Origin of the sequence: Myxococcus llanfairpwllgwyngyllgogerychwyrndrobwllllantysiliogogogochensis, from assembly GCF_006636215.1 — a bacterium.
GTDB classification, from domain to species: domain Bacteria; phylum Myxococcota; class Myxococcia; order Myxococcales; family Myxococcaceae; genus Myxococcus; species Myxococcus llanfairpwllgwyngyllgogerychwyrndrobwllllantysiliogogogochensis.
Genome location: NZ_VIFM01000074.1, coordinates 1 through 24222 on the forward strand (window position 1 = coordinate 1; position 24222 = coordinate 24222).

Here is a 24222-nt window from a genome sequence, read left to right on the forward strand (position 1 = left end):
TGGGCTCCATCAACCACTCGGTGCCCTCGCGGAAGCACCGCGCGACGCCGATGGCGGGGCTCCAGGAGTCGTGGTTCCACAACAGCGGCACGCGGAATTCGTCTCCCGCCGACTTGATGGCGAGGACTCGGTCCTTGTGCCTGTCCAACGATGTGGAGGTGATGCGGAACACCGGGGCGGCGTTGGTGGCGCCGCTCACGGCAGGCTTCGACTCCAGCAGCTTCTGGAATGACTTGGGCTTGGTCATGCCCCGGTAGAAGGGGCGGCGCTACACGCGCCCCTCCTCGCCCGTCCTGTCGCGCGGGGGCTCCGGCGTGGCGTTGGCGGCGGCGCTCTCCACGGTGTTGCCGCCACCGCCCTGGCCCGGCAGCGTCGGCCCGAGCACTCCCTCCAGCTCCGGCAGCGCCTGACGCCCGGCCAGCTCGCGCGCTTCGTTCTGCGTAAAGGCCGGGGTGATGGGCGTCGTCATCGCGCGGAAAACCCTCTCCCATTCCTGCGGGCGCGGGTCCTCGTAGTCGAGGATGACATCCGCGTCGACGAGCGGCACCAGGCGGTGCTGGAACCAGGAGAGGAGGAACTCCAGGCGCGGGGCCACGGCATACTCGGCAAGGTGGTACTTCGCTGCCTCGGACGTGCTCCGGTTGCTGGAGGCCGTGTCGCCCAGCAACTCGGGCGGCACGTTGTACGTCTGGCGCACGTAGGAGCGCAGGCCCTTCGCCAGCTCGTCCGCCTGCAGCTCGCGGTAGTTGACGGCAATCTGCGCGAGAGAAACACCGCCAGGGGCGAACCACACCTTGCCCGCGTTCTCTGGGCCCTTGTGCTCTTCCTTGAAACGCTTCTCCAGGTCCTCGGCGGCCTCCTCGCCCTCGAAGCTGTCGCGCTTCGAGTCGACGCCCACCACCGCAGCCGGGATGCCGCCGCGCTCGAAGGTGGCCTTCGCCGCGCGGTCAATGGCCTCCATCGTGTCGAGCTGGTCCCCCAGCGCCATGCCCCGCCCGGTGCCGCGTCCCAGGGGATTCTCGGGGTCGAGGTGCTTGAGCCAGAGCATGTGCGCGGCCGCCACGTGCCCATGGAAGAGGCCATACGAGACAGCGAAGAATGGGGCGCCGGGCTGGGGCGTCTGGAGCACGCAGTGCGGCGGCACCGCCTCCCAGCCGACGGGCCGGCCGTTCTCTCCGAGCCGAAGCCACAAGAACGCCTCTCCCACCAGGTCCAGGTGCAGCTGCGCGAGCTTGCGCAGCTCCCGGCCAGGGAACTCAGGGTGAGGCGACTCCAGCAGCCGGAGTATCTCGTGGGCCGGCAACTCCACCAGCTCGCCGGCCTCGGTCCCCTCCTCCAGCGCCCTGCGCCGCTCGGCCTTGACGGTAGACCTCCACCGCGGGTCCCCGTGCCAGCGCTTCGCGTCGCCATGCGCGACGCGCTTGTAGGCCTTCCAGCGGGGCGTTGCGACGGCGTCCGCCACCGTGTCCACCACGGCGCCGAGCCAGCCGTTCTCACGGTAGGCTGCGAGGACGGCGCGGCTGCCCCGGCGCGGTGAGAAGCTGACGACGGGCAGGGCGTAGACGAGAGGCCCGGAGTGGGTGGGCAGCAGGCCCACGGCTTTCAGGGCACGGCGGAAGAGAGAGGCCATGCCCGGGAGAAGGGGCGGTCGACGCCCCATCTCCTGGAGTTCATGTCTTAGGTGGAGATATTCGCTGAAGAAGGTCTATCGCCGTGGCGTGCGGCAATGGCTCTGCTTGGTCGATGGAGTATCCACTTGTTTGCGGTGCGAAGATGGTGCTTGCCGCCTGGGCCAGAATTACGTCCTTCACCTTTGAGTCTGATGCGGTGCTGGCAAAGACATTGAAGGTGCTCAGTGCGAGAGCGCGATGTCTGTTGACAATGTAGTTGTGTCGACTTGTCCTGTAGTTTCTCGCGCAAAGTGAAAGCGCGTAGAACGCAACCGACAAGGCAAAGAACCTGGGGATGTATGCCAGTACTGTCAGGGGCAAGGAATTGTCAACCAAGGCGCCGGGAGGGTGAAGGCTCGCATAGATCGTAATCAACAGGACCACTGCGGCCGAGCCTGCGATACCGCCAAGCCAGCGCTGAGCGTATTCTTCGTGAATGACTGCCTCGGACGAGAAGTGGGCTGCCTGACTCGCGACGATTGCATCGATAGCATAGGCCTTTACCTCTGCGAGTATTCGATCTCCTTCTGCCTTTGCGGCCTTTATTGACGCAAGCTCGACATGCGCTTGATTGGCGGCTTCACCTGTGCTTGTTAGAAGGGCAAGGGCGAGATGTGGCGCAGTCGATGTATATAGATCGTCGTACGCCTTTGAGATGGCAGTGACTGTTGTGTCGCGAAGCCTGGTGTCGAGGGCTCTTCTGTCGTTGTAGCTGGTTGCTGCCGTGAGATTGTTTAGCAGTGTGCTGGTGTGCCCCATGATCGGATTGAGAACTGTAAGTGGGACTGTGCTGAGTTGGACGTTCGCCAATAACTTCAATAGCTCAAGTGATGCAGCTACGTACGCGTCCATGAAGGGTAGAGCGCCGCCATCCTGTCGCGCACTGCCAATTATTCTAGCTGCGTCGAGTGTTGAGACTGTTTGTGCGGTGTCGCATATCTGCTTGCTTCTGTTGTCTTGGTCTGTGCGCATGTGGGCGGTGTGCCTTCTGTTGGGTGGGTTTTGATCTGCACTCTTTGTTTTAGTCTGGTGACTAGGTAATTTGGCTCGTTATGCCCACGCGCTTGCCAGTTCTTGATGGTCACCTCCTTATTCGGCTTCTTCATTATAATCGATAGAGTTTGTTGTGGAGCCCAGTTCTGTACGGCCCATTGCGCCCGCGTTCTTTCGCCGCCGCACCACCCAAAGATAGATGGGCCAGCACATGGCGTCCACGCGGTCATCCCGTGCGTGGCCGCCTTCCTGGCCGGTGAATTTCGCGAGCTGCTCCTCGAGCTTCGGGTGCTTACCCACCATGTGGACCAGTCCCGCTTCCGCGAGCATGGACACCGGGGCCGCGCGCTCGGCCTTGGACTGGCGCGCCCGCTCCGTCTTCACCTTCACCTTGGCCGCTTGGTGAATGGTGTGCTTCACCATGCTGCCTCCGGTGTTCGTCTCGGCAAACACCCACGCCTTTGGCCGGCCGCGTGCGTCCTTGCGCGCGAAGGGCTCCCAGTAGCGCAGGGCCTCGACAGCCTTCTTCGCCCAGGCGCTCGGCTCCGGGCTTCTTAGCGAGAGGTCCGCCAGCACATAGACGTGGTCGAGGCCGTCTGTCTCTTCGCGCACGCCCACCACGACGATGCCGTGCATGTCCGCGTTGCGCTTCTCCCCGGTGGCGGGGTCCACGCTCACGACGATGAAGTCAAACACCGCAGGCCGCGCCTTGGGCGCCACGTGATACCTGCGCCAGTCCACCTTTCGAAACAGCGCCGGGTCCAGGTCGAAGACGAGTTCTCCGAGGTACTCGCGCCGGCCGATGGAGGAGCCGGTCGCGGCGGCCCTCGCCTGGCGGATGTAGGCCGCGTCGAGGTTGGCCGCGTTGTCGAACGTCGAGGAGCGCGACAACACCAGCCCCTCTCTGTCCTTCAGGATGGCGCGAAAGAGCTGGGTGGGCGCGGGCGTGGTGGTGATGACCTTGCGCGAGGAGAGCCCCAGCTCTCGCATCCGCGTGGACGTGCCGCGTCCGACGCGGCAGCACTCCTCGTAGACGCCCTCGGGGTCTTTGTCCCAGGCCACGATTTCATCCAGCCACTCGAAGGTGTACCCGTACCCGCGGAACTTGTTCGCCTTCGCGGCAGGCAGGTAGTCCGCCACCACTCCGTTGGGGAAGATGAGCTGCTTCTTCGACTTTCGGTGCTCCGGTTTGAACCAGGGCGGCGCCAGGGTGAGGATGCCGCTGGGCCCCTCGAGCTGGTTCTTCTGAATCTCCGTGTACGTGGGGCCAACGATGAGGATTCGCGCGCCCGGGTCCTGGCGAGCCTCGCGGATGACGGAGGCGGCGCCCGCGTGCGTCTTGCCGGCACCGCGTCCACCCAAGAGGAACCAGACGCGCCACTGCGCCAGTGACGTGTCCACCAGGTCGGGTGGCTGCTGCATCGGGCGCAGGCTGAACTGGGGCTCGTAGTGGAGCGTGAGCAGTTCCTGGGGTGTCAGCTCGAGCCGCCCCGCGAACCCGTGGACTGCGCCGAAGCGCTCGCGCAGCTTGAGCGCCAGCCGGTCCAGCCGCGAGTAGCGGCCGTGCGTCTCCGGCCGGAGGATGGGGAGGCCCTCCAGCAGATTCCCGTTGTCGACGACAGCCTTACTCGTCGTCATCGTCGGCCTCCCTCTTCGTAGGGGACTCCTCGCCGCTGGCGCCCGGCGACTCCACGGACGGCTCGGCGGCCTCCACCTCGGCGGCGGGCACTGCCGATGTGTCGGAGAGGAAGCGCTCCAGCCTCTCGGTGAGGGAGCGCACTGCGTCCTCGGGCTTCACCAGTTCGAAGGGCCCCTGGCCATCGCTCGACTCTGCCGCCTCGCGCACCGCGCGGAACTCCCGGTCCGCGACGCCCAGGCGCCAGCGCAGGGCCTTGTCGTTCATCGTCTTGTCGCGGATGGCCTCGTCCACCGCGGAGAGCAGGCCGGCCTGGTACTCGGCCTCGGCGCGGTCGACCTCCTGGACGAACTCGGTATAGCGGCTGCGCTTGCCGGCCTCGATGGCCTCGCGCCCGCGCCGCAACCAGTTCTCCAGTCGCTTTGGGCTGGTGCCAGCGAGGGAGGCCGCGAGCCGGCGCGTGCGGCCCTTGCGCAGCTCAGCCACCAGCGCCGTCTGGAGGGCGTACGTCAACGACGTGGCCGGCCCGCTGAACTTCGAGGGCCGGCCACGCTTCTTCTTCGGGGGCCGTCCGGTGGGGGGCGCGGCCGGGTCGTAGCCGCGGGGTGGGGACATGCCCCGTCAGAAGGGGCGGCGACTACTTGCCGCGCGCGAGATGCTCGGCGCGCTCGACCATGGCCAGCGTCGCCTGGACGGCCCGCTGGCGCGTCGCCGCGTCAGCCCAACTGTCCACCCCGGTGAGGACTCCAAGGACACTACTGGCCGCGTTGATGGCGGCGGCGAGGTCCCCCAGGGTGACGATGCCGGCGACGCGCTCTGCGAGCGCCAGCGTCTTCGCGAACCGCTCGTCGAGTTGGTCCAGCTTCCCGGTGACGTCGCTCGCGTTGAGGGTGAGGTCGAGGTGGACGTCGCCGAGCTTGTGCCGGGGCGCCGCCTCGGTGCTCTCCGGGTTCTCCGCAGCATCGGCCGGTGACGACTCCGGCACGAGGAGAGAGACGCCGGCGAGGACGGGGATGGCCGCCACCAGCCCGCGCAGGATGGCCGGGGCCTCGGCCGGGGCGCAGACCACGGAGAGGTGTTGCCCGCCCCCGTGGGAGGACAGGGACAGGACGGACTCGCCCGCGAGCTGCTCGGGCGTGGGGGACTGCGACTCGACGGCGGGGGTGGTCTTGGTCATGCCCTCGCAGAAGGGGCGCCAGCGGGCCGCCACGCGATGCGAAAGCCGAGGGCGCCCCCGCCACGGCCGAACTCCCAGGACGCGCCAGCGGGCCGCCCAGGAACTGAGGGGCCCAAAAAATGGGGGGTCTACCCTCAGTTCTCCCTCGAAGAAATGCGGATAAATCCGTGACGCGAGATTGTGGGGCGCCGAGCAATCCAAAATTAGGGGTACATGTGGGTTTCCCACCCCAGGGGAGTCACGCCTACATTCAACCCCACTGGAACTTCCCGTGTCTGTCCTACATGGGAGCCATGCAGGCTGTCCTGTTCAGCTGAATGCCTCCTCCGCGAATGCCTGTACGCTGCAAGCCATCAAGGGGGCCTGATTGGATCCAAGCGCGATGTCTGCAGCTGCGGCGAAGTTGGCCGCGAGCTTTGGCGTCAAGAAGTTGCTCTCGTTCTCGACCCAGGCTCGATTCGATGTGGCACTGCAAAAGATGGTTGCCGATACGGTCTTCGAACTCGAGGCTTCCTTCGTCAAGGTCTGCGAGCGGCTCGCATCGCTTGAGGGAAGCGTTGCCTCGACGGAAACGCCGCGTCAACCGCCCATCACAGAGGAACAGTTCGCCGCGCTGTTCGCACGACTGTTCCCCGAGGCGCTGTACTCGGCGACCCAGGAGCGGCGGCGACTGATGACATCCGCGATTGCGGGCCTCATCGTTCCGAACCTCGCGCTGGAAGAGAAGTCACGGGTGGTCCGAGCCCTCGCCGCGCTTGAGCCGAGTGATGTCGTCCATCTCCGAGTGTTCGTACTGGGGGACAGGGCTGCGAATGACGACATTCGCAGGTGGCGACAACTCGGCAGAGGCGGGGATTTCTCACAGGTTGCCTTGGAGAACGCGGGCTGCCTCGTCCATGTGGACGGGATTGGGCAAGCTGGCTACGTCGCGACGGCACTGGGCAAAGCAGTCGTGAAGCATCTTGAGGGGTGGGCACCAACAGCAGATGTAGCGGCCTGACATCTCTTTGGTGATGCGCAGTCGCACCGCACTAGCCCGTTGTTTCGCCCCTTCTGCCGGGTATGGCCAAGACCACGGAACAGAAGCTCGCCCGTCGGCTCCAGGAGAAGACTGGCGCCTCGTACAACACGTGCCTCAACCACACGCGCGCGGTCCGCCCGTCGGTGGCCGATGGCCCGGACTACGTGGAGCGCTGGTTCGACGCGGCACTCGGGTCCCTGAATGCGCCTCGATGACCGCCCGGTGCGCGTCTTTGCCCGCTGGCGGTTCGCGACGCCGCGCCTCCCCGACCGCGCCGTCGTTCCAATCACCGGTCTTGGTGTAGAAATTCGAGCCTGGGCCACGCCCGACCTGCCATCTCCGTCTCACGGGCATGTGTGCTCCCCTGTCTCTCGGGCTCGCCCTACCACTCCGGTGGTACGCGGCAACTGTGGAAAGCCGTTGAGCAAAGGGTAGGGTGGCAAGTCGCCCGGCGCGTGACGTGTCGTGGCACTCCCCATGGAGGGGTGAAAGATGACAAGCCTCAATCTGTATAGCATTGCGTATGACCTCAACGGCGAACAGACGCGCGTGAAGGACGCGCTCAAGGCGGTGGGGTTCCGCGCGACGGCGGACGGAAACTTGGGCCACGCCACCCCCCTTCCCGACACGCTGCTGTTCTTCGAGGCCAAGTCCGAAGACGCAGTCGAGGCGGCATTCGATGGGGCGATACGGGCAGCATTCCTCTCCCCGCCAATCGTCACGAAGATAGCCATCATGAAATTGGCCGCCCCACCCGTCGTGAAGGCTCGCGATGAGATACCCTTGAGGGACTTCGTGCGAGCGCTTATCGAGTCGAAGGGCTAGCCGGAGGCGGTCACGCGCCCGCGTGGGCTGTCGCCGATGGACAGCCCGCCCCTTCTCGCGGAGCATGACCCCCTCGATTGAGACCGCCATCTTCGCCCTCGCGGTCAGCCAGCTCCTGGTGCCGCTCCTCAACGGCATGCTGGCGCGCCGGCAGGTGAAGCATGAGCAGGCCGCCGACCAGGTGCCCCTCCTGGTGCAGAGGGTGGAGGCCATCGGCGCCGACGTGAAGGAAATCAAGACGGAGCTGCGCGTGGTGCGCGAGCACGACGCGGAGCTTCGCCTGGTGGACCAGCGCCTGCGCGGGCTGGAGTCCTGGCAGGGCGAGGCCCGGCCCCAGCTCGGCCAGCTCACCAACAACGTCCACGTGCTGATGGGCGAGCGCGGGGCACGGCAGCAGCTCCAGCGCGCCGCGAACCTCGTGGTGGCTGCTGGTGGCGAGCGCTCCGACACCTGATGCGCGCCCCTTCTCCCGGGTTGTTGTCCCCTCGCAGTCCCGGGAGCACTACATGAGCCAGCAGCAGCAGCCCACCATCAGCGCATCGTCAACTACGTCATCCCCGAAGGCCCGACGAAGGGGCAGGTGCGGCCTGCCATCATCACCAACGTCGACGGCGGGCGCGTCGCGCTGCATGTGTTCACCGACCGCTTCGTGGACGACGTCTTGCCTGTCACACCGTCTGTCCCCAACGCCACGCTCGGAGGCCCCGACCAGCCGGGCACGTGGTTCTGGCCGCCCGAGCCAGCGAAGCCCGCGGCGCCGACCTATACCCCTCCCGACGAGTTGCTGGAGCGCGCCCTCGTCGCCATGGAGGGGGTCGAGGGCGAACTCCGCGAGGCCGAGCGCGCCTACAACGCGTACCTCAGCGCGACGGACGGGCGCTCGGCGGTGACGGGTGAGAAGTTGCCGCCCTTCGGTGCGTGCCCGCTGCTCGTGCGTGCCGGCTGGCTCGCCGTCGTGCGTAGCAGCAAGCCCCCAGAGGTGATGGGCGTCGGCTCCTGAGCCGTGCCCTGGCCCGTGCCCGTCTCGGCGCGGGCCGCCTCTTCTCCTGGAGGGTAACCCTCACCTCCAGGAGTGTTGTCCATGCTTCGTCCCACGCAGCGCACCGCCTTCATCGCCACTGTCCTCGCCCAGATGCACGCTCCGTATCGCTGGGGCGCGAAGGGCGAGCGCGACGTCGTCACCCACCAGCGCCTCTATGACTGCTCCGGCCTCGTGACCTGGGCGCTGCGTGAGGTGTGCGGCCCGGACTGGCGGGGCTCGCACAACACCGACCGCCTGTGGGCTGACTGCATGCGCGTGAGCCCCGGCGAGGAGCCGAAGCCGGGCGACCTGGTGCTCTACCACTCCAAGACCGACCCGTCCGACCCGGAGCACGTCATGGTGTACCTGGGTGATGGGCTGGTGGTGGGCGCGGCGGGCGGTGGCCGAAAGACGCTCACGCTGGAGGACGCACGGCTCGCGGATGCCCGGGTGAAGGTGTTCCAGACGCCGCACTACAGGCCCGGGTACATGGGCTTCGCGCGCCTGCCTCTCGCGGGATGACCGCCTCTTCTTCGGGGGTGTTGTCCTCTCGCTGTCCAGGAGCTGCACCCCATGAAGAAGCACTCCGCAGTCCTCGCCGTCCTCATGATGGCTGTCCTCGCCGCGCCGCCCGCGCTCGCCGCCGAGGGCACCAGCCCACCGGATTCCATCCTGTCGTCGCTTCTCACCACGCCCGGCGTCATCGGCTCCGGGCTCGCCATCATCGCCAGCGCCATCGGCCTGTTCGCGGGGGGCGCCTGGCTCACCGAGCGGCGCAAGCGGCGCATCGCCCTGGCGTTCCACCACGCGTACAACATCGTCGAGGACATTGCGGCCGAAGACCCGGCGGAGAACCTGGTGGACAAGGCGGCCCGGGGGCTGAAGCTGGCCGATGACTGGCTGAAGGCGAACGGCTGGCGTCCACTGAAGCCGCATGAGCAGGCACTCGCGAAGATGGCGTTCAGCTCGCTCCACGGCCAGCAGAAGACGACGGAGAAGATGCAGGGGGCCGCCGTGTCGGTCGCGCTCGGCGCCATCGGCAGTGCGGCGGCGCTGGCTCCGGTGGGTGCGGCGGTCCCTTAGGTGCCCCGCGCGCGGCAGTCGCCGCGGGGCTCTCCCGTGTCCTCGTCGACGTCCCGGTGAGGACGGGCTACCTGGAGGCGCAGGCTGGTGCCTCCTCCCTCTCGGGCGCATATGCGCGGCTGGAGGCGGGCGCGAGGTTGAGGCCGGACCTGGGCCTTTTCGCGTTCGCCGAGGCGAACCAGCGCGAGCGGATGGCCGGCGCCGGCATCCGGTGGACGTTCGGCTGGTAGGGCATGCGGCCCGCTCCTGAGCACCGGGGGCGGGCCGCTTCGCATGTGTCGTCCGGTCAGTTGTCACGTCAATCCATCGACGTGTGGTTGTTTGTCATTCATCAGAATTGGAGGAAACCGACTGGCTATTGATTGGATTGGGGTTCGGGGATAGGAGGTATGGGCGCGCCAGTGATGCACTTCCCGGCGCGGCAGAGGCAACTCATGTCCCCAATGCAGGTTCTGTTGATTGACTACGACCTCAAATCCGAGCCGCATACGGACCGAAGCAAGGACTACGCGGCGCTGGAGGAGACCATCCGGCAGCACAGCATGGGAACCTACGAGCGAGGTCTTCATTCGCAGTTCTTCGTGTTCAGCCCGATGCCCATCGTGAACTGGCACGGCCACATCCGACAAAGCCCCGGCTGGCGCAACGGCGACGAAGTCACCATTGTTCAACTGCAGCCCGGCAGCGCGTCGGGGGACATTCCTGCCAGGGTGCTGGGGTGGGTCGCGCGTTCAGCCTGATGCTGCCGCGTCGTGCAGGTCGAGCAGTCGTAGTGGGAGTCGCTGCGCGTCCCATGAGCTCGATGAGGGCTACTGCGAGGCCGCCGCCCGGCGCATCGAGGCCTCTCTCCGCGAGGGAAAGCCGCGCACGGCCTGAGCAGAGCCGCTCAGTGACGCGGTGGCCTGTCTCGTACTTTGGGGCAGGCCACCGCGCTCCGGTGGGCATCTCCAGGCTGGATTGCCGACTCTGCGACAGGGCTGGCCCGCTGGAGTTCACATCCGGCACGACCGCAGGTGTGCTTGCCCTATGCCTGTCGTCATTCGAGGTCGGAGAGTCCGCTTTGAGCAGGCCGGTCCGAACGACGGGCCCAAGCCACCGAAGCGCCCCCCGTGCGAGTACTGCGGGAAGCCAGCGCACCCATTTGCATCCGACCCAGGGTCGAACATGGGCAGCCCTCCGGCTCTGAAGCGGAACATCCTTGCTGGTGCGGCCGCTGAGGAGCACCCGTGGTACTCGGGGCGGTGGACCATCGCGGCCCATCACCTGATTCCGTCCGAGGCAATGGCCGACGACGAGGTGTGGATGCAGTTCTGTTGGCGCTTCGGCTACGCCATCAACCGCGCCCTGAACGGCGTCATCCTCCCGATGGTGATGGCCGTTGCCTGCGAGCTGCACGCCCCGGTACATGTCAGCCACCACGGTAGCGGCTGGGCATTCGACATGGACATGGCCTACCCCTCAGCGACGAAGGCACGGCTGGCGAAAGTCGCCCGCGCTGTTGCGGCTGGGGCCTACTGCTCCAACCCCGCCGGCTTGACGGAGGAGTTGGACCGGCTCAGCGCGGACATTCTCAGCCGAATCGCCAGCGGCCGGTGGACCATCACCAGCGACGGGCGTGACTACCTCCCTGGCGGCAACGGATGTGCCGGCGCGACGAGCCTTCAGGCCAAGCCGTCCCGCGCATGCCCCCACGGCCGACGTCACGGGAGCCGGCAGTGGCGCACTGGAGCGCCGTTGGCCCGCCGGGCTCTTCATGTGGGGGCCTGACATGGAGGGCGAGTACACCGTGTTGATGCGGGCGCGCTCTCAGCATCACCCCCTGCTCGTGTGGAACCAGGACTACCTGCCGTTCCTTAAGGCGGGCCCGGTCAACGTCGCTGAGCCCGTGCAGCTCCGGCTCGGTGACCCGGTCCCGCGCAAGCCGGTGATGGCCGACCACCACGCGCTGCCTGCGCCTGTCGTCTCGCCGCGGGTTCGTGACGTGCTCGCGCCGCTCGACCTCCACGGCGTCCAGTGGGTGCCGGCGGACGTCCAGGTGGGCGAGGGCGACGTCCGCCGCTACTGGCTGATGCACATGTGGCGCCCGATTCGCGCGATGGACCGGGCTCGTTCAGTGTTCACCGCCGCGCCGAGTGGGCATTTCCTCCTGAGCCTCGACAAGCTCGTCCTCGACGATGCCGTGCTGAGCGAGATTCCCCTGCGGGAGCGACTGGTCTTCATGCTGGAGGAGGACACGGTCCACCTGGTGCATCGGACGGTGGTGGACCGACTCATGTCGATGACACCACCACCGGACGGCCTCCGGTTCGTGCCGGTAGAGGAGTGGGACGACTCAGCCGGGTTTCGGTGATGCCTGTCGGCGGCTGCTACTTCGCGCCGCCCTGCCTCGCGAGGACGTCGAGGAGCCGGTCCAGGAGCCGCCGGAGGGACACTGCGTCCCGCCCGGCCAGCTCCGCAGGCTCCCACCAGGGCGACCAGTCGCCGTGCGCGTCGTAGACCTCCAGGCGCGGCGCGCGGCCGGGCTCCTGGACGACGCGCATGTCCTCGGCCTGCCATCGCACGTCGAGCATGAGTCCTCGCGGCAAGGGAGAAGAACAACCCCGCCCAGCACGACGCCGAGCGGGTGTGGCGGTATAACAGGCCGAGTTGCCGCGCCGTGGCCTGGGCCGCCACGAAAGCTCAGTCGTCGTGGAGGCCCAGGCCGCAGATGCGCTTGCTGCCCCTGAGCAGCCAGGGGCCGCCGCAGTAGCACCTCTCGGCGAGGGCAAGCGCGGGCGTGGCTGGCGCCTGGGGCTCGGGTTCGCCCTTTAGCTGGCGCAGGGCGCGGTCGTAGTCCTCGCGGACGCGCTTGCGGCGCAGCTGCTCGGGAGTCTGGGCGGGTGTACGGTCTCTATGCACGGTGCGGCCTCCGTGCAGGAGAAGAAGGGGCGAGGGTCTTGTGTCAGGAGGTCAATTTGAGGGGAAGGGTGATGTCGCATCCAGTCCGTCCGTGAGTTTCTTCGGCTGGGTTGTAGCGGAACTTTGTGGGATAGTGCCCACAGCAAATTGTGGCCGCTGGGGTATGGCGCGTTTCTTGGTGCACTCTTGATGAAGAGGGGAGTTCCTGCCGATGAGTAATAGTGGACAATCGGGGACAACGAAGCTGCTCTGGCTTGCGGATGCGCCGCATTTTATCGATGCGCGACAAATTGGTAGCTTTTACGATGCCATCGTCCGGCCGGTCGGAAACCGGGGCACAACAAAACACATCATCAGCAATGAGACGCTCAAGCAGGTTTCCGGAGGCATTGCTGCTTCTGCCTCAGTGGGTGCTGCTGAAGCCGCCGGGATACTTGCTCCGATTCTTCTGCTGGTTAAGCCCGAGTTGAAGGTGGAGGGAGAGGCCGGGGTTGAGGCTTCGTGGGTAAAGGCAGATACGCGAGAGTTTGAGTTGCATCCAATTGAGACGCCTCAACGCCAGTTGGTTCAGCTTGCGATGCATTACTTTACGGAGTTTCCGTCGCGACTCTTTCTTGTGACTGATGTTGCTAGTCCTCAGTGGCGTACACCCGAGGTGATTTCTGAAGTCCCCAGGGCACTTGTTTTTCTGGATTTGCCGGCCGGGACAAAGCTCATCCCTACTGCTGCAGAGTTTGAAGATGGGGTAGTGGTGCCTCTCTATGTTGAGCTAGATGCTAAGGATGCGTCGGCTCCTCGACAGCCACGGTATCCGGAGGAGGAGAAGGCGGGGCAGAGTCTGCAAGACGCTCGGAAAAGCTACTGGCAGTGGTTTGCCAAGCATGTCTCTGCGACGCAAGCAATGCTGGCTATTGAGGATGCTGCGAGTAAGCATGGGCGAATTCGCTGGATTGATTATAGGCTTCCGATCGGTGCGGACGGCGATACGCTTCATTTGCATATTCAGGCCAATGAGGCGTATGACACTGGAGTTTTTGCCTATAATCTCGTTAAACGTGCGTCAAAGCATGGTGTCCGCCTTGTTGGAACTCTGAGGTCCGAGCCCGACATGAGCGTGCTGGCGTTCTACGATAAGTGACACGTCAATCAGCAATAGGTTGATTGCCGACAGCGTGGCGCAGGGATGGCTAAGGCTCCCTGCCGCCAGCATTTAGGCGGCTCCGGTGATCTTCCTCAAGGACAAGGGTTGCTGAAGCTAGTCAGCGTCTCTGCTTGCTCTCATGCCACAAGGGAGACGTGGATCCTGTCTACCCGGACGGTGGAGCCAGCCGAGTCCTTCTGCTGTTCCGGGCGCGTCTTACTGCTGTCGTGAGGCACGGCGGGGCTGCTAGCCCACCTCTGCGTCCGCCGCGTGCTGATTCTCCACCAACGCCAAGGCGTCCCTCGGTCCGAGTTCGGCGAGCGCCGCCGCCTCAGCCATTCGGTATTCGGCTTTCGCGCGGACGTACCGGGTCCTCCACTCCGGACTGCCGTCCCGCGCCGCAACCACCGCCTGCATTTCCCTCTCTGCTGCGCCAAGACGCTGTGCGAGCGCCTCCCGCCGATACCAGTCGTTCATGCCTCGCGGGAGAGCACGGTGCATGCCGGCGCTGTCAGGTTTCGGTGGTACCGGATGGGCATGCCCGCCCCCATCATTACGACAGGTGGCCAGCCGCTCGCGGAGGTGCGGCTGGTGCTGCCCTATCCACCGTCCGCCAATACGTACTGGCGTCCCGCCCGAGGACGCGGCCTGGTGCCTTCCGACGAGGCCACCGCGTACAAGGCCTCCGTCACTCGCGCGGCAATGCTCGCTCGAATCCTGCCCCTGGTCGGGCCCGTGCGCATGGCTGTCACCGTCTTCCGCCCGCGCAAGTCGGGGGACCTCGACAACACGCTCAAGGTTTTAAATGACGCCTTGAACGAGGTTGCATGGCTCGACGACGAGCAGCTCGTCGTCATCATGGCCATGCGCGAGGACGACGCGGCGGCACCGCGGGTTGAGCTCCATGCCACGGCAGAGCGGCACGCTACACGCGAGGAAGCTGACGCCCACCGTCGTGCCCGTGCCGAGCGCGCCCAGAAGGCCCGAGCGACGCGGAACCGGAACCGGGCGGCGAAGGCCAGGGCTGGCGGTGTTCGGCTGTCCCCGTCGCTCCGTCTGCCCACTCGGAGGGACGACGAATGAACGAGCGCACTGTGCCAGCCCTTGCGCGGGAGTTCGTCCTCGAGGAGTTGCTCCACCAACTGCGCACCCTGCCAGCCGGGAGCGCGTCGGCCCTGCGAGCGGAGTCCCAGCTCGCCGAGCTGCTGATGCCGGACATGGTCCGCGTGGCCCGCGTTGTTGCTCGCGCCTGGAAGGTGCCTGCCGAGGACATGGTGCAGGAGGGGCTGGTGGCGGTGATGGCTCGCCAGCGCACGCACCCCTTCGAGCCAGGTCTCGCCGGCGCGGGCCGGAGTGCATTCCCTGCCTGGGCCATGCGCCTGGGACGACAGGCCATGGAGCGCGCGGCGGCCACCTGGTCGAGTCCCGTCCACCTCACGGACCACGCGCGCAAGGCGGTCCGCCGTGCGAAGCGCACGGCCGCTTCCGAGGGAGTGGCCGTGTCCTCGGTGCTGCGGCGCCAGGGGCTGGTGGCCGCCGCGACCTACGTGCTCGGCGAGGGCACGGTGACGGCACCGCTGTCCCTCGACGCCCTCCTGGCCTCGCGCGAGTCCACCGCTGACTCTCGGGATGCTGCGGTGGACCGGCGCGGCGGCGTCCGCGCCAGCGTGGAGCTGACGCTGTCCCTGGTGGACAACACCGCCGAGCGGCTGTCGACGGTGGCCCAGCGGGAGGCCGTCCTGTGGGCGCTGTACCGATTGCCGCGCCTGGAGCGCCAGGTGGTGCAGGCCTCCATGGGACTGGGGCGGCCCGACGGCCAGGAAGCCTCGACGCGGACGCTCGCCGTGGAGCTGCGCTTGTCGCTGGCCCAGGTGGCCCGCCTACGCGAGCGCGGGCTGGCGCGCCTGCGTGAGCACCTCAACGCCCAGGGGCTCGGGCCGGGAGAGCCGACGGGCCCGCGCACGGGCGAGGTGCGTCGCCGCGAGGTCGCCAGCGCGCGCAGCGTGCGGCGTCCGCGCCAGGGACAGATGGCGTTGCTGTCGCTCGGCGAGGGGACGTGAGGTGCCCGTCATCGTCGCGGAGAAGCCGGGCACGTGCACAGCGGCTGGGTGTGGCGGGCGCATCCTCCGCGGCGAGCTGTGCTGGTTCGAGGCCGCGACGGGCACGCGGCACCTCGAGCCGGCATGCCGCGAAGCCAGCGCCGGGCGCCGCTCCAACGGCCGGGCCGGGCGGTGTCGCTGCGGTGCTCACGTGCCACCGCGCGAGGGAAGCCTCACGCTGCGCGAGACGCGGCGTGCCGGCCGTCACCGCAAGCAGTGGACTGTGATTTGCGCGCGGTGCTCGTGACGGCCTGCCGCCGCTGTCGCGAGGCCCACTGGTAGAGGGTGCTCAGCCGTACGTAGGTCTCGGCGTGCACCGCGTGTGCATCGGCGCCGCGCCGAAGGAGCGCCTGTGCAAGCCGCCTGATGCGCGCCGCCTCGTCGGGGTCGTCCCGTGCGAGCTGGCGCAGGTCCACGCCTGGGTCGTTCTCTGGTGACGTCATCGTGTCCTCCCGTCTCGCATGGCGCGGCGGGTGCGGCGGCGCTTCAACATGAACGCGAAGAAGTCGCTCCACCACCCGCTCCACTTGAGGACGGCGCGAAGTGCAACAACAGACAACCACAAGCACAGGCCGAGGCAGACGAGGGTTCCCGTCATCACCACGGCCCACGCGACGACATGGAGGAGGCCCGGGAACATCACGGGCACCTCCGCAATCGGGAGCTGATGAGGGCACTGTTGAACGAGCGGAATCGAAGCATCTGGCACCTCCACGGAGAAGACGGGGCCCGGCACCCACCGGGCCCCTGGGGTCAGCACTACGGAATCGGCACGGCTTCACGAGCGAGCAAGACGAAGACGACGGTTCCGACGAGCGCGACCTCTCCCGGCGTCCACTCGTCCTTCTTCAGCAGCGCGTCGAGCTGCTTCTTCCAGCCCGACGGCAGGAGGCCTCCGGCATCGCGGTTCAACGTGCTGTTGTGCGCCTTCTGGCCCGCCAACTTCAGCATCTGGATGGCACGGTTGCCGGGCGGCGGCCCGTTCCTCGAGCACCACTTCGCCACCTCCTCTTCCAGCCACTGGATGGCGCGGGTGAATCTCTCTTTGACGGCAGCCGTCGTCGCCCTCGTCCGCGCGGCGCGCACGACGGCCTCTGCGGCGACAGCGAACATGCACTTCGCATCGGTGGCACCGAGTTCTTGCCCCTCGCGGTATCCAGACTGGCGGCCGAATTCGGCGAAGATGTCCGCGACCTTCCGCTTGGCGAGGTCCTCCGAATGCAACCACTCCGTCTCGGTGAGCCCGGGAGGGAGTGGCTCAGCGCGGGCAGCGGTGAAACCCAGGACGAGCGCCAGCAGTACGACTCTCACGACGGACTTCATGACGACCTCGCTTGTTGCGTGGGGGACGGTGCTGCGGTGACCCCGATGCCGTGCATGCGCACCGGGCAAAGGGCTCAGGACGTGCTCTCGTCGAGGGTGACGAGGGTGATGCCGGCGAGGCCGGTACGTGAGGCGTGCTCGTCGAGGAGGGCGCGGTAGTTCTCCTCGACCCACGCGAGGAAGAACCTGTCGGGGCACTCCAGGACGAGCGTGCCTTCGTCGAGGTTGTTGGGCCGGGCGCGCTCCAACCATTCCACCGCGTACTGCCGGCCCTCGCCCCTGATGGACGTGACGACGTGGCGCCACGCGCGCTCCGCTTCGGTGCCCTCGGGGATGCCCTCCAGGCACATGGACGCGCCGGGCTCCTCCGGAGGCGGCACCACCTCGGGCTCCGCGTCCACGCTCCACGCGCCTGACAGGAGCTGATCGGCGACTTCGTGCCCGCTGGACGTCACCCCGCGCAGCACCCGGACCACGTTGGCGCGCGTACGGGACTGCAATTCGCCGCGGCACACCGGTGAGCGAGGGACGAGGGCGAAGACCCGCCGCCACTCCTCCATCGGCCGGGACTCCAGCGCGGCCAGGGCGTCCTCGAGGAGCTGGCGGGAAGTGCGCTCCCCCCAGGGCCAGAAGCCGTGGGCGGCGACGAGGGTGTTCCAGGCCTCGCGCAGCTCCTGCACGTTGGCCGGCAGGGTCGACGGGTTGCGGTGGTCCCGAGGCGCGTCACGCTGGACGTCACGCACGTCACGCACGTCACGCGCGGCCACCGTGACGACTGCGAGCGCTCCCCTCCGGACAGAGGCAGAGGAGGAGGGGGAAGGGGGAGAAACCTGGAGTTGCGTCACGCTGGGCTGCGTGACGTCACGCAAGCCGTCACGCTGGCGCTTCACGGCCTGTCGAGCGGCGTTACCTGCCCGGATTCTTTCAGCTTTCTCGGCCTCCCCCGCCTTCTCCCCCTCCTGTGTCACGCTGGCCGTCACGCTGCGTTTGCGTGACGTCACGCTGGGCTGCGTGACGGGTGCCGCTGTCGGGGCGGGCACGGCGGGGCGGCCGGCGAACGCCGTGGCCAGCGCCTGGCGCAGCCCCTCGGCGAGGCCCTCGGAGTAGGCGCGGAGACGACGCTCCTCCGCGAGCGCGGCGCGCAGCTCCTCGACCTGGGCACGGCAGTCCGCGTCAGGCGTGAGGGTGGGCATGGGTGACTCTGGAGTTGTCGGTCGAAAGTGGGAGGACAGCGGGGCCCAGCGTCGGCACCTGGGCGCAGCAGCGCGGCGGCACTGGCTGGTTGCGACAGCCGGCCCGGTAGGGGACGTTGTCCGCGCAGTGGGGCCACGGGCCCACGTGGGCGGCGCGCACGGCGGCGCTGGCTGGCGTTGCCCCGTGGTAGGTGCGCAGGCCCGTCTCGGTGAACTCCTCGCCGCGCATCGGCTTGAAGCACACCGGGCAGGTGGTGACGTACAGGAGGCCGAGGCTCACGGTCGGCGCCCCCGCCCGTAGATGGCCCACACCAAACGGCGCGTGCCGTAGGCGAGGAAGACGCCGACGGCAGCGAGGCCGACAGCATGGCGACCGTCCTCCTCGACGTACGCGGCGACGAAGGCCACGACGGCACACGCCGCAGTGATGCCGGTGAGGAGGAGAGCTTTTGCGCGCGGGCTCACCGGGATACCTCCGGCGCGGCCTGCTCGGCGCTCTCTGCCTGGAGCTGCGCGCGGATGGCGGCAGCGAGGGCCGGCATCACCTCGCGGCAGAATGCGCGGAGCTGCGGCTCGTAGTCCAACGACGCGAACTCGCTCGCATCGTCGATGCGGGTCTCGCGGAGCCAGTCGTGAAACTGGTACTCCTCCATCTCGACCTCGTGGCGCGCGTCGCGGCCGTCGTAGTAGCCGAGGGCGAGGCCGAGCTTTTCCCACTCCTCCGCCGCACGCTCCTTCGTCCAGCCCCACCTGCGGCGGTACTCGATGATGTGCTCGCGGATGCCCTTGAGCGTGGCGGCGCCGTCCCACCAGTCGCTCGTACCGAGCTTGCTGCACACGTAGGACCTGTCATCCCGGCCGCCGATGCGGACGACGAAGTCCCGGAACGGCATGCCGGGGGCCGTCCACCGGAAGGCGTAGTTTCCATAGTCAGAGACAGTCGAAAAGTAGCCGTCGCTCCGAAGGATGACGTCCGCCAGCCACGACCCCTCGGGCGTGAGCAGGCGGTACTGCCAGACGGTCAGCTCACGCATGGCCCACCCCCGATGCGTGCGCCAGTTCCTCGGCAGCCCACGCCATGTACGCGCGCTCGGCCTGGGCGACGTCGCCAGCGGTCCCCACCCATCCGGCACCGCAGGAGGGGCACAAGAGCGTGTCCGTCTGCGCGGCGCGGTGGGGCGAGTCCGCGAGCCTCGCGGGGATGCCACAACGGGCCTTGCAGCTCGGGCACGCGGGACAGTCGTGCCAGGGCTTCGGCTCGGCGAAGTCGCCGCCGACCGGCATCGGCGTGAACTCGCGACAGCCGCACTCCGTCAACACACCCCAGAACGGGAGGATGTACGTGCAGGGGCTGTCGACGTGCTCCTGGTAGACGTGCCCGCACTTCGAGCACGGCGCGTCGAGGTTGACGCTACCCATGGGTGCCTCCGGTGGTGGAGCGCCCGCCCGGAAGGACGCGAAGCGGCTGCTGCGCGATGCCGCGCGAGCTGGTGCGCTGCTTGGGCGGGACCTTCCGCGCGGAGCGGTGCGCGAGCAGGACCAGAGCGCCGCATCCCAGGTGGACCAGCCCGCCGAACACGTAGAGGGCCGCGCCGATGACCTCAGGCGACATGGGTGGCGCCCCTCTCCCACGAAGGCGTCAGCGAGGCCGCCCACCGCAACGCGGCTTCCTCGGCCTGGGTGAGGAGTTGCTGCGCGCGCTGGCGGGTCCCTCCAACGTGCTGGCCGATGCTCTCCAGCGTCTCGCCATCAAGTCGCAGGAGGTACGCCTGCACGGCCTTCTCGCGGACGGGCTGGCTCATGCCGGGCCTCATGTGCGCGCACAGCCGCTCGCCCAGCGTCGCGGAGAGACGGTGTGCCTCTGCCGTTCGCTCCTGCGTAGGAGGGACAACGACGCTGAGCAGCTCGTCGACGTCGAGAGGAAGCTCGTGCCGTGGGACGTACGCGCCGTCCTCATCTCGCGTGACCCCCGCGAGAGCCAGCCATCCGCGCATCACGTAGTGGCGAACGGGGCGGCGGGCGAAGGTGACGAACGACGCGCCTCCATCGGGGAGCCACCGCTGGGCGGCGTACATCGCGCCCATCCACGCGTAGCTGGCGAGGTCGTCCTCGAAGCCGCGTGCGGCCGAGCAGCGCAGAACGAAGCTGCGCACAGCCCACCTGACAACCCGGTGGGCCTGGAGGACGAGTTGTTGCTCCGCTGCGGTGAGTGAGCGTTGGCCATTCCTCATGGCCGCCTCCGGCTCACCGTGCGGTGGACGCCGCGGCGCTGCTCGGCCTCCAGGCGCCGCCGCTCACGCGTGAGAGCGAGGGACGCGTCCGACTCGGCCTCCTGTCGGGTGGGGGCGTGCGCCTCCACCTCGACGTCCGTCCCCCGGAGGGTGACGACGTGCCCGAGCGGACCAACAGAGCTGATGCTCGCGAAGGTGGTGGCGCTCATGCCTTCGCCGCCTTCGCCATGTCCAAGAACTGGGTGCGGCCGTCCCGGATGCACACCAGGAGCGACTGGTGCTCCATGCTCAACCCGAGCATCTGGGCGCGCAGTTCGTCGGCGCTGCACGTCCAGTCGAGGGGCAGGTGCAGCAGCGCAGCAGCGGTGACGAGCGCGTGCGTGCCGTTGAGGGTGAGCGGCGCCATGAGCCGCCCCGACTGCTCATGGGTGATGCTGTAGGCGGCGCCCTCCGTCACCTCAATCGCGGCGATGGCCAGCCCACCCCGACGGAACACGCAGGGGTTCGACTCAGGGCCCTCGGAGGTGCTGATGGTGATGGGACGGAGCCCCTGCTGAAACTTGAGGGCGCCGCTCACCGGGCACCGCCCTTCGAGGGCGCGTCCGGAACGTAGTCGCCGGCGCGCTCATCCGCGTTGGAGACCCGGAGAGCCAAGACCTCGGCAACGGCCGCTCCGATGGAATGGTAGAGGCACGCCTGTCGGACCCGCGCGTGGCTCTTGGCGCAGGCGCGACAGCCCTCCATGGGAGGCACGTTGCGCCGGTACTCGGTGACCGCCGCTGAGAGGGGAGGGAGGGGCGTTACGTTGTTACGCTGCGTGCCGTCGCCAGGGGCCTTAGCGCCACGTCCAGAGACCGTTTCAGAGGGAGAGGGAGGAACCTGCGGCTCAATCTCCCCGTGGGGTCGAGGGTTCGATTCCCTCCGCCTCCACAGTTTAGCCTTGTAGTTACGGGCAGTTAGACGCTTCAACTGCCCGTGTCGCACGTATGTCGCATTCGGGAACAGAGGGGCGGTCGAGCACAGAGACCGCCTCTCTCCGAGTGTCGGGGCTCAGGTGGGCGTAGCGCATCGTCATTTCGATGGTCGCGTGCCCCATCAGCTCCTGAATCACCTTCAGCGGAACCGCCCTCATCGCAAGGTGGCTCCCGTAGGTGTGCCGCAGGTCGTGCCAGCCGATTTGCCCCTGCTCGCGGGTAATGCCCGCCTCCCTAAGCGCACGACGAAGCGGAGCCTTCATCAGCCCGGCCGTCAGTGGCTGTCCGTCCTCTTGGCAGAAGACGAAGCGGCCCCGAAGGTGCCGGTGTGCCTTGAGGGCATCCACCACGGAAGCGGGCAAATCGACCGCTCGCTCGCGCCCGCTTTTCGGCAAGTCCTCCACACCGTTCCAAATCGTCCGGTTGACGTTCAGCAGGCCTCGGGTCAGGTCCAGGTCGTTCCATTGAAGCCCCATCAGCTCCCCCTGCCGCAGCCCCGCCTTGAGGGCGACGAGGAGCACGGGACGCCACTCCGGTTCAGCGGCTGCAACGAGCCGCTCGGCTTCCTCAAAGCTCAGGAAGTCGAAATCAGGCTTGGGCACTTTCACGAACAGCTTCACGTGGGGAGCCTTCGCGATGACCTCTTGCTCCTCCGCGACAGCCAGGAGCTTGCTGAGCGACGACAAGACGTTGTTGATGAATTTCTTGCCCAGCGTCTTGGGTGCAGTGTCCTTGCGCTTGCGAATGGCTGCCTTTGTGGGGGCGTCCTTGCGTGCACGAGTAGCCGAGGACTTCTTCTTCATTGCGGCTTTGAAGTCCTCGATTTGCGCCGGGCCGATGTCATCCAATGCCATCTCCCCGAAGAACGGAATGATGTGGTTCTCCAGGTGTCGTTGCTGGGTGTCTGCCGTTGAAGCCTTGTTGTTGTTCTCGCTGTAGGTGAGGAATCGTGGCGCGAAATTCGCCAGCGTAGGCGCGCTCCCCTCCTCTTGCTTGCTCTCCTTTCCGAAGGTTCCGCTGAGGATGGCGTTGCGCAGTTCTCGTTCGTAGTGCTCGGCACCCCGACGAGTCTGAACGGGCGAGAACTTCACGACTCGCTGTTTCCGTCCGTCCGCGTGCTGAAACACGAAGTCCACTTGCCACGCCTCCTCTGACTTCCCTTCCTTCGTCGTCCACTTCCGCAATCTGACGCTCATCGTCGACTCCCAAGCGCAGAATCACGGCCCTTACCCGGGGTGGACTCTACCAGCGCAGCGCGGCGGATGCGGAGGGCTTTCCCGATGCGAACGACCCCCGGCACCTGCCCCAACCGAATCGACTCGTAGAGCGTCTTCCGGTTCACGCGCAGGAGAGCTGCGGCCTCGTCGACCGTCAGGAACTCGGGCGGATTCTCTGCTGCGACCTGTTCGGACGCCTTCATTCCGAGGCCCTCAACGCGGCACCGAACAGCCGCGCGTGCAAGAGTCCATAGGCGAGCGCCGCTTGCTGGGGCACGACGCCATTTCCGAGGAGCCGCAGTCGGTCGATCCGATGGGCCAGCCCATCAGCCATTCGACAAACCGCGGGTTCAACGTCCGGGCGCCTTGCGAGGACTGCGCGCCATCCTGTGATGTCGTCGCGCCCTGGGGGCCACTGGGGAAGGTCAGAATCGCTTCCGAGAGCTGTCGGCGACGCTGACCGACGCAGCTCGCGACCTTCCAGTCGAACGCCCCCGGCGTCGGCCAGTCCTTCACGAGCGCGCTCAGGTCCGCCCCCGACTGGCGCCCGTTGCCCGGCTTCCCTCCTCGTCTCCCGTGTCCGTTCGAACTCTCCCCAGTGTTCGGCGTGGGCCAGAACGAAGAGACGTTCTCGCTTGTGAGGGGCTCCGGCATCGGACGCTCGGAGACACATCCACTCCGCATCGAACCCGAGCGAGGCAAGGTCGGCGAGCACGCGGTCGAGGCCCCGCGAACGGAGCGCCGCGACGTTCTCGACGAAGACAAAGCGGGGTCGAACCTCAGCGACGATTCGCGCGTACTCGCGCCACAAGCCCGAGCGCTCGCCGTCGAGGCCAGCACCCTTGCCAGCAACGCTGATGTCCTGACAGGGGAACCCCCCACTGACGCAATCCACAATGCCACGCCATGGGATGCCGTCGAAGGTTCCAACGTCGTCCCAGACAGGCGCCGTATCCAGTTCTTCTTTTTCCATCCGGGCCACGAGGCAGGCCGCTGCGTATGCTTCCCGCTCGACGTAACAAACAGTCCGGAGGGAAGGCACGGCCAGTTTGAGGCCGTGAGCGAGTCCGCCGCCGCCAGCGAAGAGTTCAAGTGCGCGGCGCGGATGAATTCCGACGGGATGAATAGCCAGGCCATGCGCGCTCACCTGGGGAAGACTTTCCGGGGCGCGAGTCGGCCGACGACGTGAAGGCCGATGCCGATGGCGTCCCAGACGTTGTGGTGCTTGTCCTGGGCGCGCGGGAGCTGCACGCGAAGGTGTTCATGCGGTCGCTCGCCGAGACGCGCTTTGATGCGCTCGACCATGACGTCACCGTCGAGCGTTCCCTTCCACTCGCGAGGCAGGTAGCTCCGTTCCGACGTGGCTCCCAATGCACCCGCGACGCGTCCGACGACACCGGCAAGTTCGATGAGGTCGTTCGGGTCGCCCTTGCTCTTCCCGGCCGTGTAGACCTGGGGGCACTCACTCGCGACGGTGACGGAAACAGCCCCGCCTGCGGCCCTGAGCGGCTCCAGGAGCGACGAAACGAACGCGGCCACCCCGTCCGCCATCCGCGACCATGCCGGAAGCCCTCGGGCCTTCCGCTCGGGATTCGTGGGCATGCCCGCCGCGAGCAGCTCGCCCGAGTCCAGGTCGAAGATCGCGACACCGCACTCGCGAAGCCCGGGGTCGAGCGCCACGAGGAGCTGTCGCGCGGTGGAGGTTGAAGTCATCCGTTGC

The 24222-nt window shown here is 67.3% G+C and carries 39 protein-coding genes; 14 read left to right on the forward strand and 25 right to left on the reverse strand.

All coding sequences use genetic code 11. The annotated features are described in order from the left end of the window. The 6 genes from FJV41_RS19695 to FJV41_RS52365 all read right to left on the reverse strand — a co-directional run. The coding region (locus FJV41_RS19695) for an HK97 family phage prohead protease (RefSeq protein WP_497812660.1) at nucleotides 1–247 on the reverse strand (247 nt) is incomplete at its 3' end. A 21-nt stretch (nucleotides 248–268) separates the two neighbouring features. After that, nucleotides 269–1660, reverse strand: a complete 1392-nt coding sequence (locus tag FJV41_RS19700) for a phage portal protein (protein WP_246137291.1) — start codon at nucleotides 1658–1660, stop codon at nucleotides 269–271. A 10-nt stretch (nucleotides 1661–1670) separates the two neighbouring features. After that, nucleotides 1671–2642 carry a hypothetical protein gene (locus FJV41_RS19705; RefSeq protein WP_141644055.1) on the reverse strand — a complete coding sequence of 324 codons (972 nt, stop codon included), beginning with the start codon at nucleotides 2640–2642 and terminating at the stop codon, nucleotides 1671–1673. A gap of 117 nt (nucleotides 2643–2759) precedes the next feature. Continuing rightward, nucleotides 2760–4301 (reverse strand): terminase large subunit domain-containing protein, encoded by a 1542-nt coding sequence (locus tag FJV41_RS19710; protein ID WP_141644056.1) that lies wholly within the window; start codon nucleotides 4299–4301, stop codon nucleotides 2760–2762. Then, on the reverse strand, nucleotides 4288–4914 hold the full coding sequence (locus tag FJV41_RS19715) for a hypothetical protein (RefSeq protein WP_181790769.1): 627 nt from the start codon (nucleotides 4912–4914) through the stop codon (nucleotides 4288–4290). The genes FJV41_RS19710 and FJV41_RS19715 overlap by 14 nt, the downstream gene beginning before the upstream one ends. A 22-nt stretch (nucleotides 4915–4936) precedes the next feature. Beyond that, on the reverse strand, nucleotides 4937–5476 hold the full coding sequence (locus FJV41_RS52365) for an ABC transporter permease family protein (RefSeq protein ID WP_181790771.1): 540 nt from the start codon (nucleotides 5474–5476) through the stop codon (nucleotides 4937–4939). Between the two features lie 382 nt (nucleotides 5477–5858). Here FJV41_RS52365 and FJV41_RS19730 point away from each other — a divergent pair, with 382 nt between their 5' ends. The 11 genes from FJV41_RS19730 (at nucleotide 5859) to FJV41_RS19770 (ending at nucleotide 11776) form a co-directional block, all read left to right on the forward strand. Then, nucleotides 5859–6476: a hypothetical protein gene (locus FJV41_RS19730; RefSeq protein ID WP_141644059.1), complete on the forward strand. Its 618-nt coding sequence runs from the start codon at nucleotides 5859–5861 to the stop codon at nucleotides 6474–6476. 62 nt (nucleotides 6477–6538) lie between these two features. Beyond that, nucleotides 6539–6712 (forward strand): hypothetical protein, encoded by a 174-nt coding sequence (locus FJV41_RS52370; protein WP_181790773.1) that lies wholly within the window; start codon nucleotides 6539–6541, stop codon nucleotides 6710–6712. Nucleotides 6713–6989: 277 nt separating this feature from the next. Further along, nucleotides 6990–7322: a hypothetical protein gene (locus FJV41_RS19735; protein WP_141644060.1), complete on the forward strand. Its 333-nt coding sequence runs from the start codon at nucleotides 6990–6992 to the stop codon at nucleotides 7320–7322. 64 nt (nucleotides 7323–7386) lie between these two features. Beyond that, nucleotides 7387–7776: a hypothetical protein gene (locus tag FJV41_RS19740; protein ID WP_141644061.1), complete on the forward strand. Its 390-nt coding sequence runs from the start codon at nucleotides 7387–7389 to the stop codon at nucleotides 7774–7776. Between the two features lie 126 nt (nucleotides 7777–7902). Then, entirely contained in the window at nucleotides 7903–8322 is a 420-nt protein-coding gene (locus FJV41_RS19745) for a hypothetical protein (protein ID WP_141644062.1), read from the forward strand. Nucleotides 8323–8403: 81 nt separating this feature from the next. Further along, nucleotides 8404–8865 carry a C40 family peptidase gene (locus tag FJV41_RS19750; protein ID WP_141644063.1) on the forward strand — a complete coding sequence of 154 codons (462 nt, stop codon included), beginning with the start codon at nucleotides 8404–8406 and terminating at the stop codon, nucleotides 8863–8865. A gap of 51 nt (nucleotides 8866–8916) precedes the next feature. Next, nucleotides 8917–9426, forward strand: coding sequence for a hypothetical protein (locus FJV41_RS19755; protein ID WP_141644064.1), 510 nt, complete (start codon nucleotides 8917–8919; stop codon nucleotides 9424–9426). Nucleotides 9427–9482: 56 nt separating this feature from the next. Then, a complete protein-coding gene (locus FJV41_RS52375; RefSeq protein WP_181790775.1) occupies nucleotides 9483–9656 on the forward strand; it encodes a hypothetical protein in 174 nt (57 codons plus the stop codon). A gap of 204 nt (nucleotides 9657–9860) precedes the next feature. Next, nucleotides 9861–10166 (forward strand): hypothetical protein, encoded by a 306-nt coding sequence (locus tag FJV41_RS19760; protein ID WP_141644065.1) that lies wholly within the window; start codon nucleotides 9861–9863, stop codon nucleotides 10164–10166. Between the two features lie 562 nt (nucleotides 10167–10728). Further along, complete coding sequence (locus FJV41_RS19765; protein WP_438616746.1) at nucleotides 10729–11193, forward strand: hypothetical protein; 465 nt, start codon at nucleotides 10729–10731, stop codon at nucleotides 11191–11193. A 1-nt stretch (nucleotide 11194) separates the two neighbouring features. Continuing rightward, nucleotides 11195–11776, forward strand: coding sequence for an imm11 family protein (locus FJV41_RS19770; protein ID WP_141644067.1), 582 nt, complete (start codon nucleotides 11195–11197; stop codon nucleotides 11774–11776). Between the two features lie 16 nt (nucleotides 11777–11792). Here FJV41_RS19770 and FJV41_RS19775 read toward each other — a convergent pair whose 3' ends face one another. Next, nucleotides 11793–11996, reverse strand: a complete 204-nt coding sequence (locus tag FJV41_RS19775) for a hypothetical protein (RefSeq protein ID WP_141644068.1) — start codon at nucleotides 11994–11996, stop codon at nucleotides 11793–11795. Between the two features lie 109 nt (nucleotides 11997–12105). Further along, entirely contained in the window at nucleotides 12106–12324 is a 219-nt protein-coding gene (locus FJV41_RS19780) for a hypothetical protein (RefSeq protein WP_141644069.1), read from the reverse strand. Between the two features lie 211 nt (nucleotides 12325–12535). Between FJV41_RS19780 and FJV41_RS52380 the strand changes: the two genes are divergently transcribed. Next, nucleotides 12536–13462, forward strand: coding sequence for a hypothetical protein (locus FJV41_RS52380; RefSeq protein WP_181790779.1), 927 nt, complete (start codon nucleotides 12536–12538; stop codon nucleotides 13460–13462). A 249-nt stretch (nucleotides 13463–13711) separates the two neighbouring features. On the opposite strand, the gene FJV41_RS19790 is transcribed toward FJV41_RS52380, so the two are convergent. Continuing rightward, entirely contained in the window at nucleotides 13712–13942 is a 231-nt protein-coding gene (locus FJV41_RS19790; RefSeq protein ID WP_141644070.1) for a hypothetical protein, read from the reverse strand. A gap of 60 nt (nucleotides 13943–14002) precedes the next feature. Here FJV41_RS19790 and FJV41_RS19795 point away from each other — a divergent pair, with 60 nt between their 5' ends. Together FJV41_RS19795 and FJV41_RS19800 are read left to right on the forward strand one after the other, a co-directional pair. Then, nucleotides 14003–14548 (forward strand): RusA family crossover junction endodeoxyribonuclease, encoded by a 546-nt coding sequence (locus FJV41_RS19795; RefSeq protein WP_181790781.1) that lies wholly within the window; start codon nucleotides 14003–14005, stop codon nucleotides 14546–14548. Beyond that, complete coding sequence (locus FJV41_RS19800) at nucleotides 14545–15525, forward strand: hypothetical protein (protein WP_141644072.1); 981 nt, start codon at nucleotides 14545–14547, stop codon at nucleotides 15523–15525. Before FJV41_RS19795 ends, FJV41_RS19800 begins: the two co-directional genes overlap by 4 nt. A 212-nt stretch (nucleotides 15526–15737) precedes the next feature. Here the strand turns inward: FJV41_RS19800 and FJV41_RS52385 are convergent, their stop codons facing one another. The 16 genes from FJV41_RS52385 to FJV41_RS19880 all read right to left on the reverse strand — a co-directional run bounded on the left by FJV41_RS52385 (nucleotide 15738) and on the right by FJV41_RS19880 (nucleotide 24215). Beyond that, nucleotides 15738–16007 (reverse strand): hypothetical protein, encoded by a 270-nt coding sequence (locus FJV41_RS52385; protein ID WP_181790783.1) that lies wholly within the window; start codon nucleotides 16005–16007, stop codon nucleotides 15738–15740. Further along, entirely contained in the window at nucleotides 16004–16204 is a 201-nt protein-coding gene (locus tag FJV41_RS19810; protein ID WP_141644074.1) for a hypothetical protein, read from the reverse strand. Before FJV41_RS19810 ends, FJV41_RS52385 begins: the two co-directional genes overlap by 4 nt. Nucleotides 16205–16323: 119 nt before the next feature. Beyond that, nucleotides 16324–16887, reverse strand: a complete 564-nt coding sequence (locus FJV41_RS19815) for a hypothetical protein (protein WP_141644075.1) — start codon at nucleotides 16885–16887, stop codon at nucleotides 16324–16326. A gap of 74 nt (nucleotides 16888–16961) precedes the next feature. After that, the gene (locus FJV41_RS19820; RefSeq protein ID WP_141644076.1) at nucleotides 16962–18080 is read right to left on the reverse strand and encodes a DnaA N-terminal domain-containing protein; all 1119 of its coding nucleotides are present in this window, start codon (nucleotides 18078–18080) and stop codon (nucleotides 16962–16964) included. Then, nucleotides 18061–18360, reverse strand: a complete 300-nt coding sequence (locus tag FJV41_RS19825; protein ID WP_141644077.1) for a hypothetical protein — start codon at nucleotides 18358–18360, stop codon at nucleotides 18061–18063. Before FJV41_RS19825 ends, FJV41_RS19820 begins: the two co-directional genes overlap by 20 nt. Next, nucleotides 18357–18545 carry a hypothetical protein gene (locus FJV41_RS19830; protein ID WP_141644078.1) on the reverse strand — a complete coding sequence of 63 codons (189 nt, stop codon included), beginning with the start codon at nucleotides 18543–18545 and terminating at the stop codon, nucleotides 18357–18359. Before FJV41_RS19830 ends, FJV41_RS19825 begins: the two co-directional genes overlap by 4 nt. After that, entirely contained in the window at nucleotides 18542–19114 is a 573-nt protein-coding gene (locus tag FJV41_RS19835) for a phiTE_072 family protein (RefSeq protein WP_141644079.1), read from the reverse strand. The genes FJV41_RS19830 and FJV41_RS19835 overlap by 4 nt, the downstream gene beginning before the upstream one ends. Further along, nucleotides 19107–19499: a hypothetical protein gene (locus tag FJV41_RS19840; RefSeq protein WP_141644080.1), complete on the reverse strand. Its 393-nt coding sequence runs from the start codon at nucleotides 19497–19499 to the stop codon at nucleotides 19107–19109. The genes FJV41_RS19835 and FJV41_RS19840 overlap by 8 nt, the downstream gene beginning before the upstream one ends. Further along, nucleotides 19492–19692 (reverse strand): hypothetical protein, encoded by a 201-nt coding sequence (locus tag FJV41_RS19845; protein WP_141644081.1) that lies wholly within the window; start codon nucleotides 19690–19692, stop codon nucleotides 19492–19494. The genes FJV41_RS19840 and FJV41_RS19845 overlap by 8 nt, the downstream gene beginning before the upstream one ends. Continuing rightward, nucleotides 19682–20311 (reverse strand): sigma-70 RNA polymerase sigma factor region 4 domain-containing protein, encoded by a 630-nt coding sequence (locus tag FJV41_RS19850; protein ID WP_141644082.1) that lies wholly within the window; start codon nucleotides 20309–20311, stop codon nucleotides 19682–19684. Before FJV41_RS19850 ends, FJV41_RS19845 begins: the two co-directional genes overlap by 11 nt. Further along, on the reverse strand, nucleotides 20308–20520 hold the full coding sequence (locus FJV41_RS19855; RefSeq protein WP_141644083.1) for a hypothetical protein: 213 nt from the start codon (nucleotides 20518–20520) through the stop codon (nucleotides 20308–20310). Before FJV41_RS19855 ends, FJV41_RS19850 begins: the two co-directional genes overlap by 4 nt. After that, nucleotides 20517–20888 carry a hypothetical protein gene (locus FJV41_RS19860; protein ID WP_141644084.1) on the reverse strand — a complete coding sequence of 124 codons (372 nt, stop codon included), beginning with the start codon at nucleotides 20886–20888 and terminating at the stop codon, nucleotides 20517–20519. Before FJV41_RS19860 ends, FJV41_RS19855 begins: the two co-directional genes overlap by 4 nt. Nucleotides 20889–21257: 369 nt before the next feature. Then, complete coding sequence (locus FJV41_RS19865) at nucleotides 21258–22481, reverse strand: tyrosine-type recombinase/integrase (protein ID WP_141644085.1); 1224 nt, start codon at nucleotides 22479–22481, stop codon at nucleotides 21258–21260. Continuing rightward, nucleotides 22478–22705: a helix-turn-helix domain-containing protein gene (locus FJV41_RS19870; protein ID WP_141644086.1), complete on the reverse strand. Its 228-nt coding sequence runs from the start codon at nucleotides 22703–22705 to the stop codon at nucleotides 22478–22480. The genes FJV41_RS19865 and FJV41_RS19870 overlap by 4 nt, the downstream gene beginning before the upstream one ends. Continuing rightward, complete coding sequence (locus FJV41_RS19875) at nucleotides 22702–23649, reverse strand: DNA cytosine methyltransferase (RefSeq protein ID WP_220137875.1); 948 nt, start codon at nucleotides 23647–23649, stop codon at nucleotides 22702–22704. Before FJV41_RS19875 ends, FJV41_RS19870 begins: the two co-directional genes overlap by 4 nt. Beyond that, nucleotides 23646–24215 (reverse strand): hypothetical protein, encoded by a 570-nt coding sequence (locus FJV41_RS19880; protein ID WP_141644087.1) that lies wholly within the window; start codon nucleotides 24213–24215, stop codon nucleotides 23646–23648. The genes FJV41_RS19875 and FJV41_RS19880 overlap by 4 nt, the downstream gene beginning before the upstream one ends. Nucleotides 24216–24222: the final 7 nt, after the last annotated feature.

Bases quoted from the DNA above. Each gene is read 5' to 3' on its own strand.
- FJV41_RS19700 (WP_246137291.1), bottom strand. From the start codon at position 1,660: ATGGGGCGTCGACCGCCCCTTCTCCCGGGCATGGCCTCTCTCTTCCGC.
- FJV41_RS19705 (WP_141644055.1), bottom strand. From the start codon at position 2,642: ATGCGCACAGACCAAGACAACAGAAGCAAGCAGATATGCGACACCGCA.
- FJV41_RS19710 (WP_141644056.1), bottom strand. From the start codon at position 4,301: ATGACGACGAGTAAGGCTGTCGTCGACAACGGGAATCTGCTGGAGGGC.
- FJV41_RS19715 (WP_181790769.1), bottom strand. From the start codon at position 4,914: ATGTCCCCACCCCGCGGCTACGACCCGGCCGCGCCCCCCACCGGACGG.
- FJV41_RS52365 (WP_181790771.1), bottom strand. From the start codon at position 5,476: ATGACCAAGACCACCCCCGCCGTCGAGTCGCAGTCCCCCACGCCCGAG.
- FJV41_RS19730 (WP_141644059.1), top strand. From the start codon at position 5,859: ATGTCTGCAGCTGCGGCGAAGTTGGCCGCGAGCTTTGGCGTCAAGAAG.
- FJV41_RS52370 (WP_181790773.1), top strand. From the start codon at position 6,539: ATGGCCAAGACCACGGAACAGAAGCTCGCCCGTCGGCTCCAGGAGAAG.
- FJV41_RS19735 (WP_141644060.1), top strand. From the start codon at position 6,990: ATGACAAGCCTCAATCTGTATAGCATTGCGTATGACCTCAACGGCGAA.
- FJV41_RS19740 (WP_141644061.1), top strand. From the start codon at position 7,387: ATGACCCCCTCGATTGAGACCGCCATCTTCGCCCTCGCGGTCAGCCAG.
- FJV41_RS19750 (WP_141644063.1), top strand. From the start codon at position 8,404: ATGCTTCGTCCCACGCAGCGCACCGCCTTCATCGCCACTGTCCTCGCC.
- FJV41_RS19755 (WP_141644064.1), top strand. From the start codon at position 8,917: ATGAAGAAGCACTCCGCAGTCCTCGCCGTCCTCATGATGGCTGTCCTC.
- FJV41_RS19760 (WP_141644065.1), top strand. From the start codon at position 9,861: ATGTCCCCAATGCAGGTTCTGTTGATTGACTACGACCTCAAATCCGAG.
- FJV41_RS19765 (WP_438616746.1), top strand. From the start codon at position 10,729: ATGCAGTTCTGTTGGCGCTTCGGCTACGCCATCAACCGCGCCCTGAAC.
- FJV41_RS19770 (WP_141644067.1), top strand. From the start codon at position 11,195: ATGGAGGGCGAGTACACCGTGTTGATGCGGGCGCGCTCTCAGCATCAC.
- FJV41_RS19775 (WP_141644068.1), bottom strand. From the start codon at position 11,996: ATGCTCGACGTGCGATGGCAGGCCGAGGACATGCGCGTCGTCCAGGAG.
- FJV41_RS52380 (WP_181790779.1), top strand. From the start codon at position 12,536: ATGAGTAATAGTGGACAATCGGGGACAACGAAGCTGCTCTGGCTTGCG.
- FJV41_RS19790 (WP_141644070.1), bottom strand. From the start codon at position 13,942: ATGAACGACTGGTATCGGCGGGAGGCGCTCGCACAGCGTCTTGGCGCA.
- FJV41_RS19795 (WP_181790781.1), top strand. From the start codon at position 14,003: ATGCCCGCCCCCATCATTACGACAGGTGGCCAGCCGCTCGCGGAGGTG.
- FJV41_RS19800 (WP_141644072.1), top strand. From the start codon at position 14,545: ATGAACGAGCGCACTGTGCCAGCCCTTGCGCGGGAGTTCGTCCTCGAG.
- FJV41_RS52385 (WP_181790783.1), bottom strand. From the start codon at position 16,007: ATGACGTCACCAGAGAACGACCCAGGCGTGGACCTGCGCCAGCTCGCA.
- FJV41_RS19810 (WP_141644074.1), bottom strand. From the start codon at position 16,204: ATGTTCCCGGGCCTCCTCCATGTCGTCGCGTGGGCCGTGGTGATGACG.
- FJV41_RS19815 (WP_141644075.1), bottom strand. From the start codon at position 16,887: ATGAAGTCCGTCGTGAGAGTCGTACTGCTGGCGCTCGTCCTGGGTTTC.
- FJV41_RS19820 (WP_141644076.1), bottom strand. From the start codon at position 18,080: ATGCCCACCCTCACGCCTGACGCGGACTGCCGTGCCCAGGTCGAGGAG.
- FJV41_RS19835 (WP_141644079.1), bottom strand. From the start codon at position 19,114: ATGCGTGAGCTGACCGTCTGGCAGTACCGCCTGCTCACGCCCGAGGGG.
- FJV41_RS19840 (WP_141644080.1), bottom strand. From the start codon at position 19,499: ATGGGTAGCGTCAACCTCGACGCGCCGTGCTCGAAGTGCGGGCACGTC.
- FJV41_RS19845 (WP_141644081.1), bottom strand. From the start codon at position 19,692: ATGTCGCCTGAGGTCATCGGCGCGGCCCTCTACGTGTTCGGCGGGCTG.
- FJV41_RS19850 (WP_141644082.1), bottom strand. From the start codon at position 20,311: ATGAGGAATGGCCAACGCTCACTCACCGCAGCGGAGCAACAACTCGTC.
- FJV41_RS19855 (WP_141644083.1), bottom strand. From the start codon at position 20,520: ATGAGCGCCACCACCTTCGCGAGCATCAGCTCTGTTGGTCCGCTCGGG.
- FJV41_RS19865 (WP_141644085.1), bottom strand. From the start codon at position 22,481: ATGAGCGTCAGATTGCGGAAGTGGACGACGAAGGAAGGGAAGTCAGAG.
- FJV41_RS19870 (WP_141644086.1), bottom strand. From the start codon at position 22,705: ATGAAGGCGTCCGAACAGGTCGCAGCAGAGAATCCGCCCGAGTTCCTG.
- FJV41_RS19880 (WP_141644087.1), bottom strand. From the start codon at position 24,215: ATGACTTCAACCTCCACCGCGCGACAGCTCCTCGTGGCGCTCGACCCC.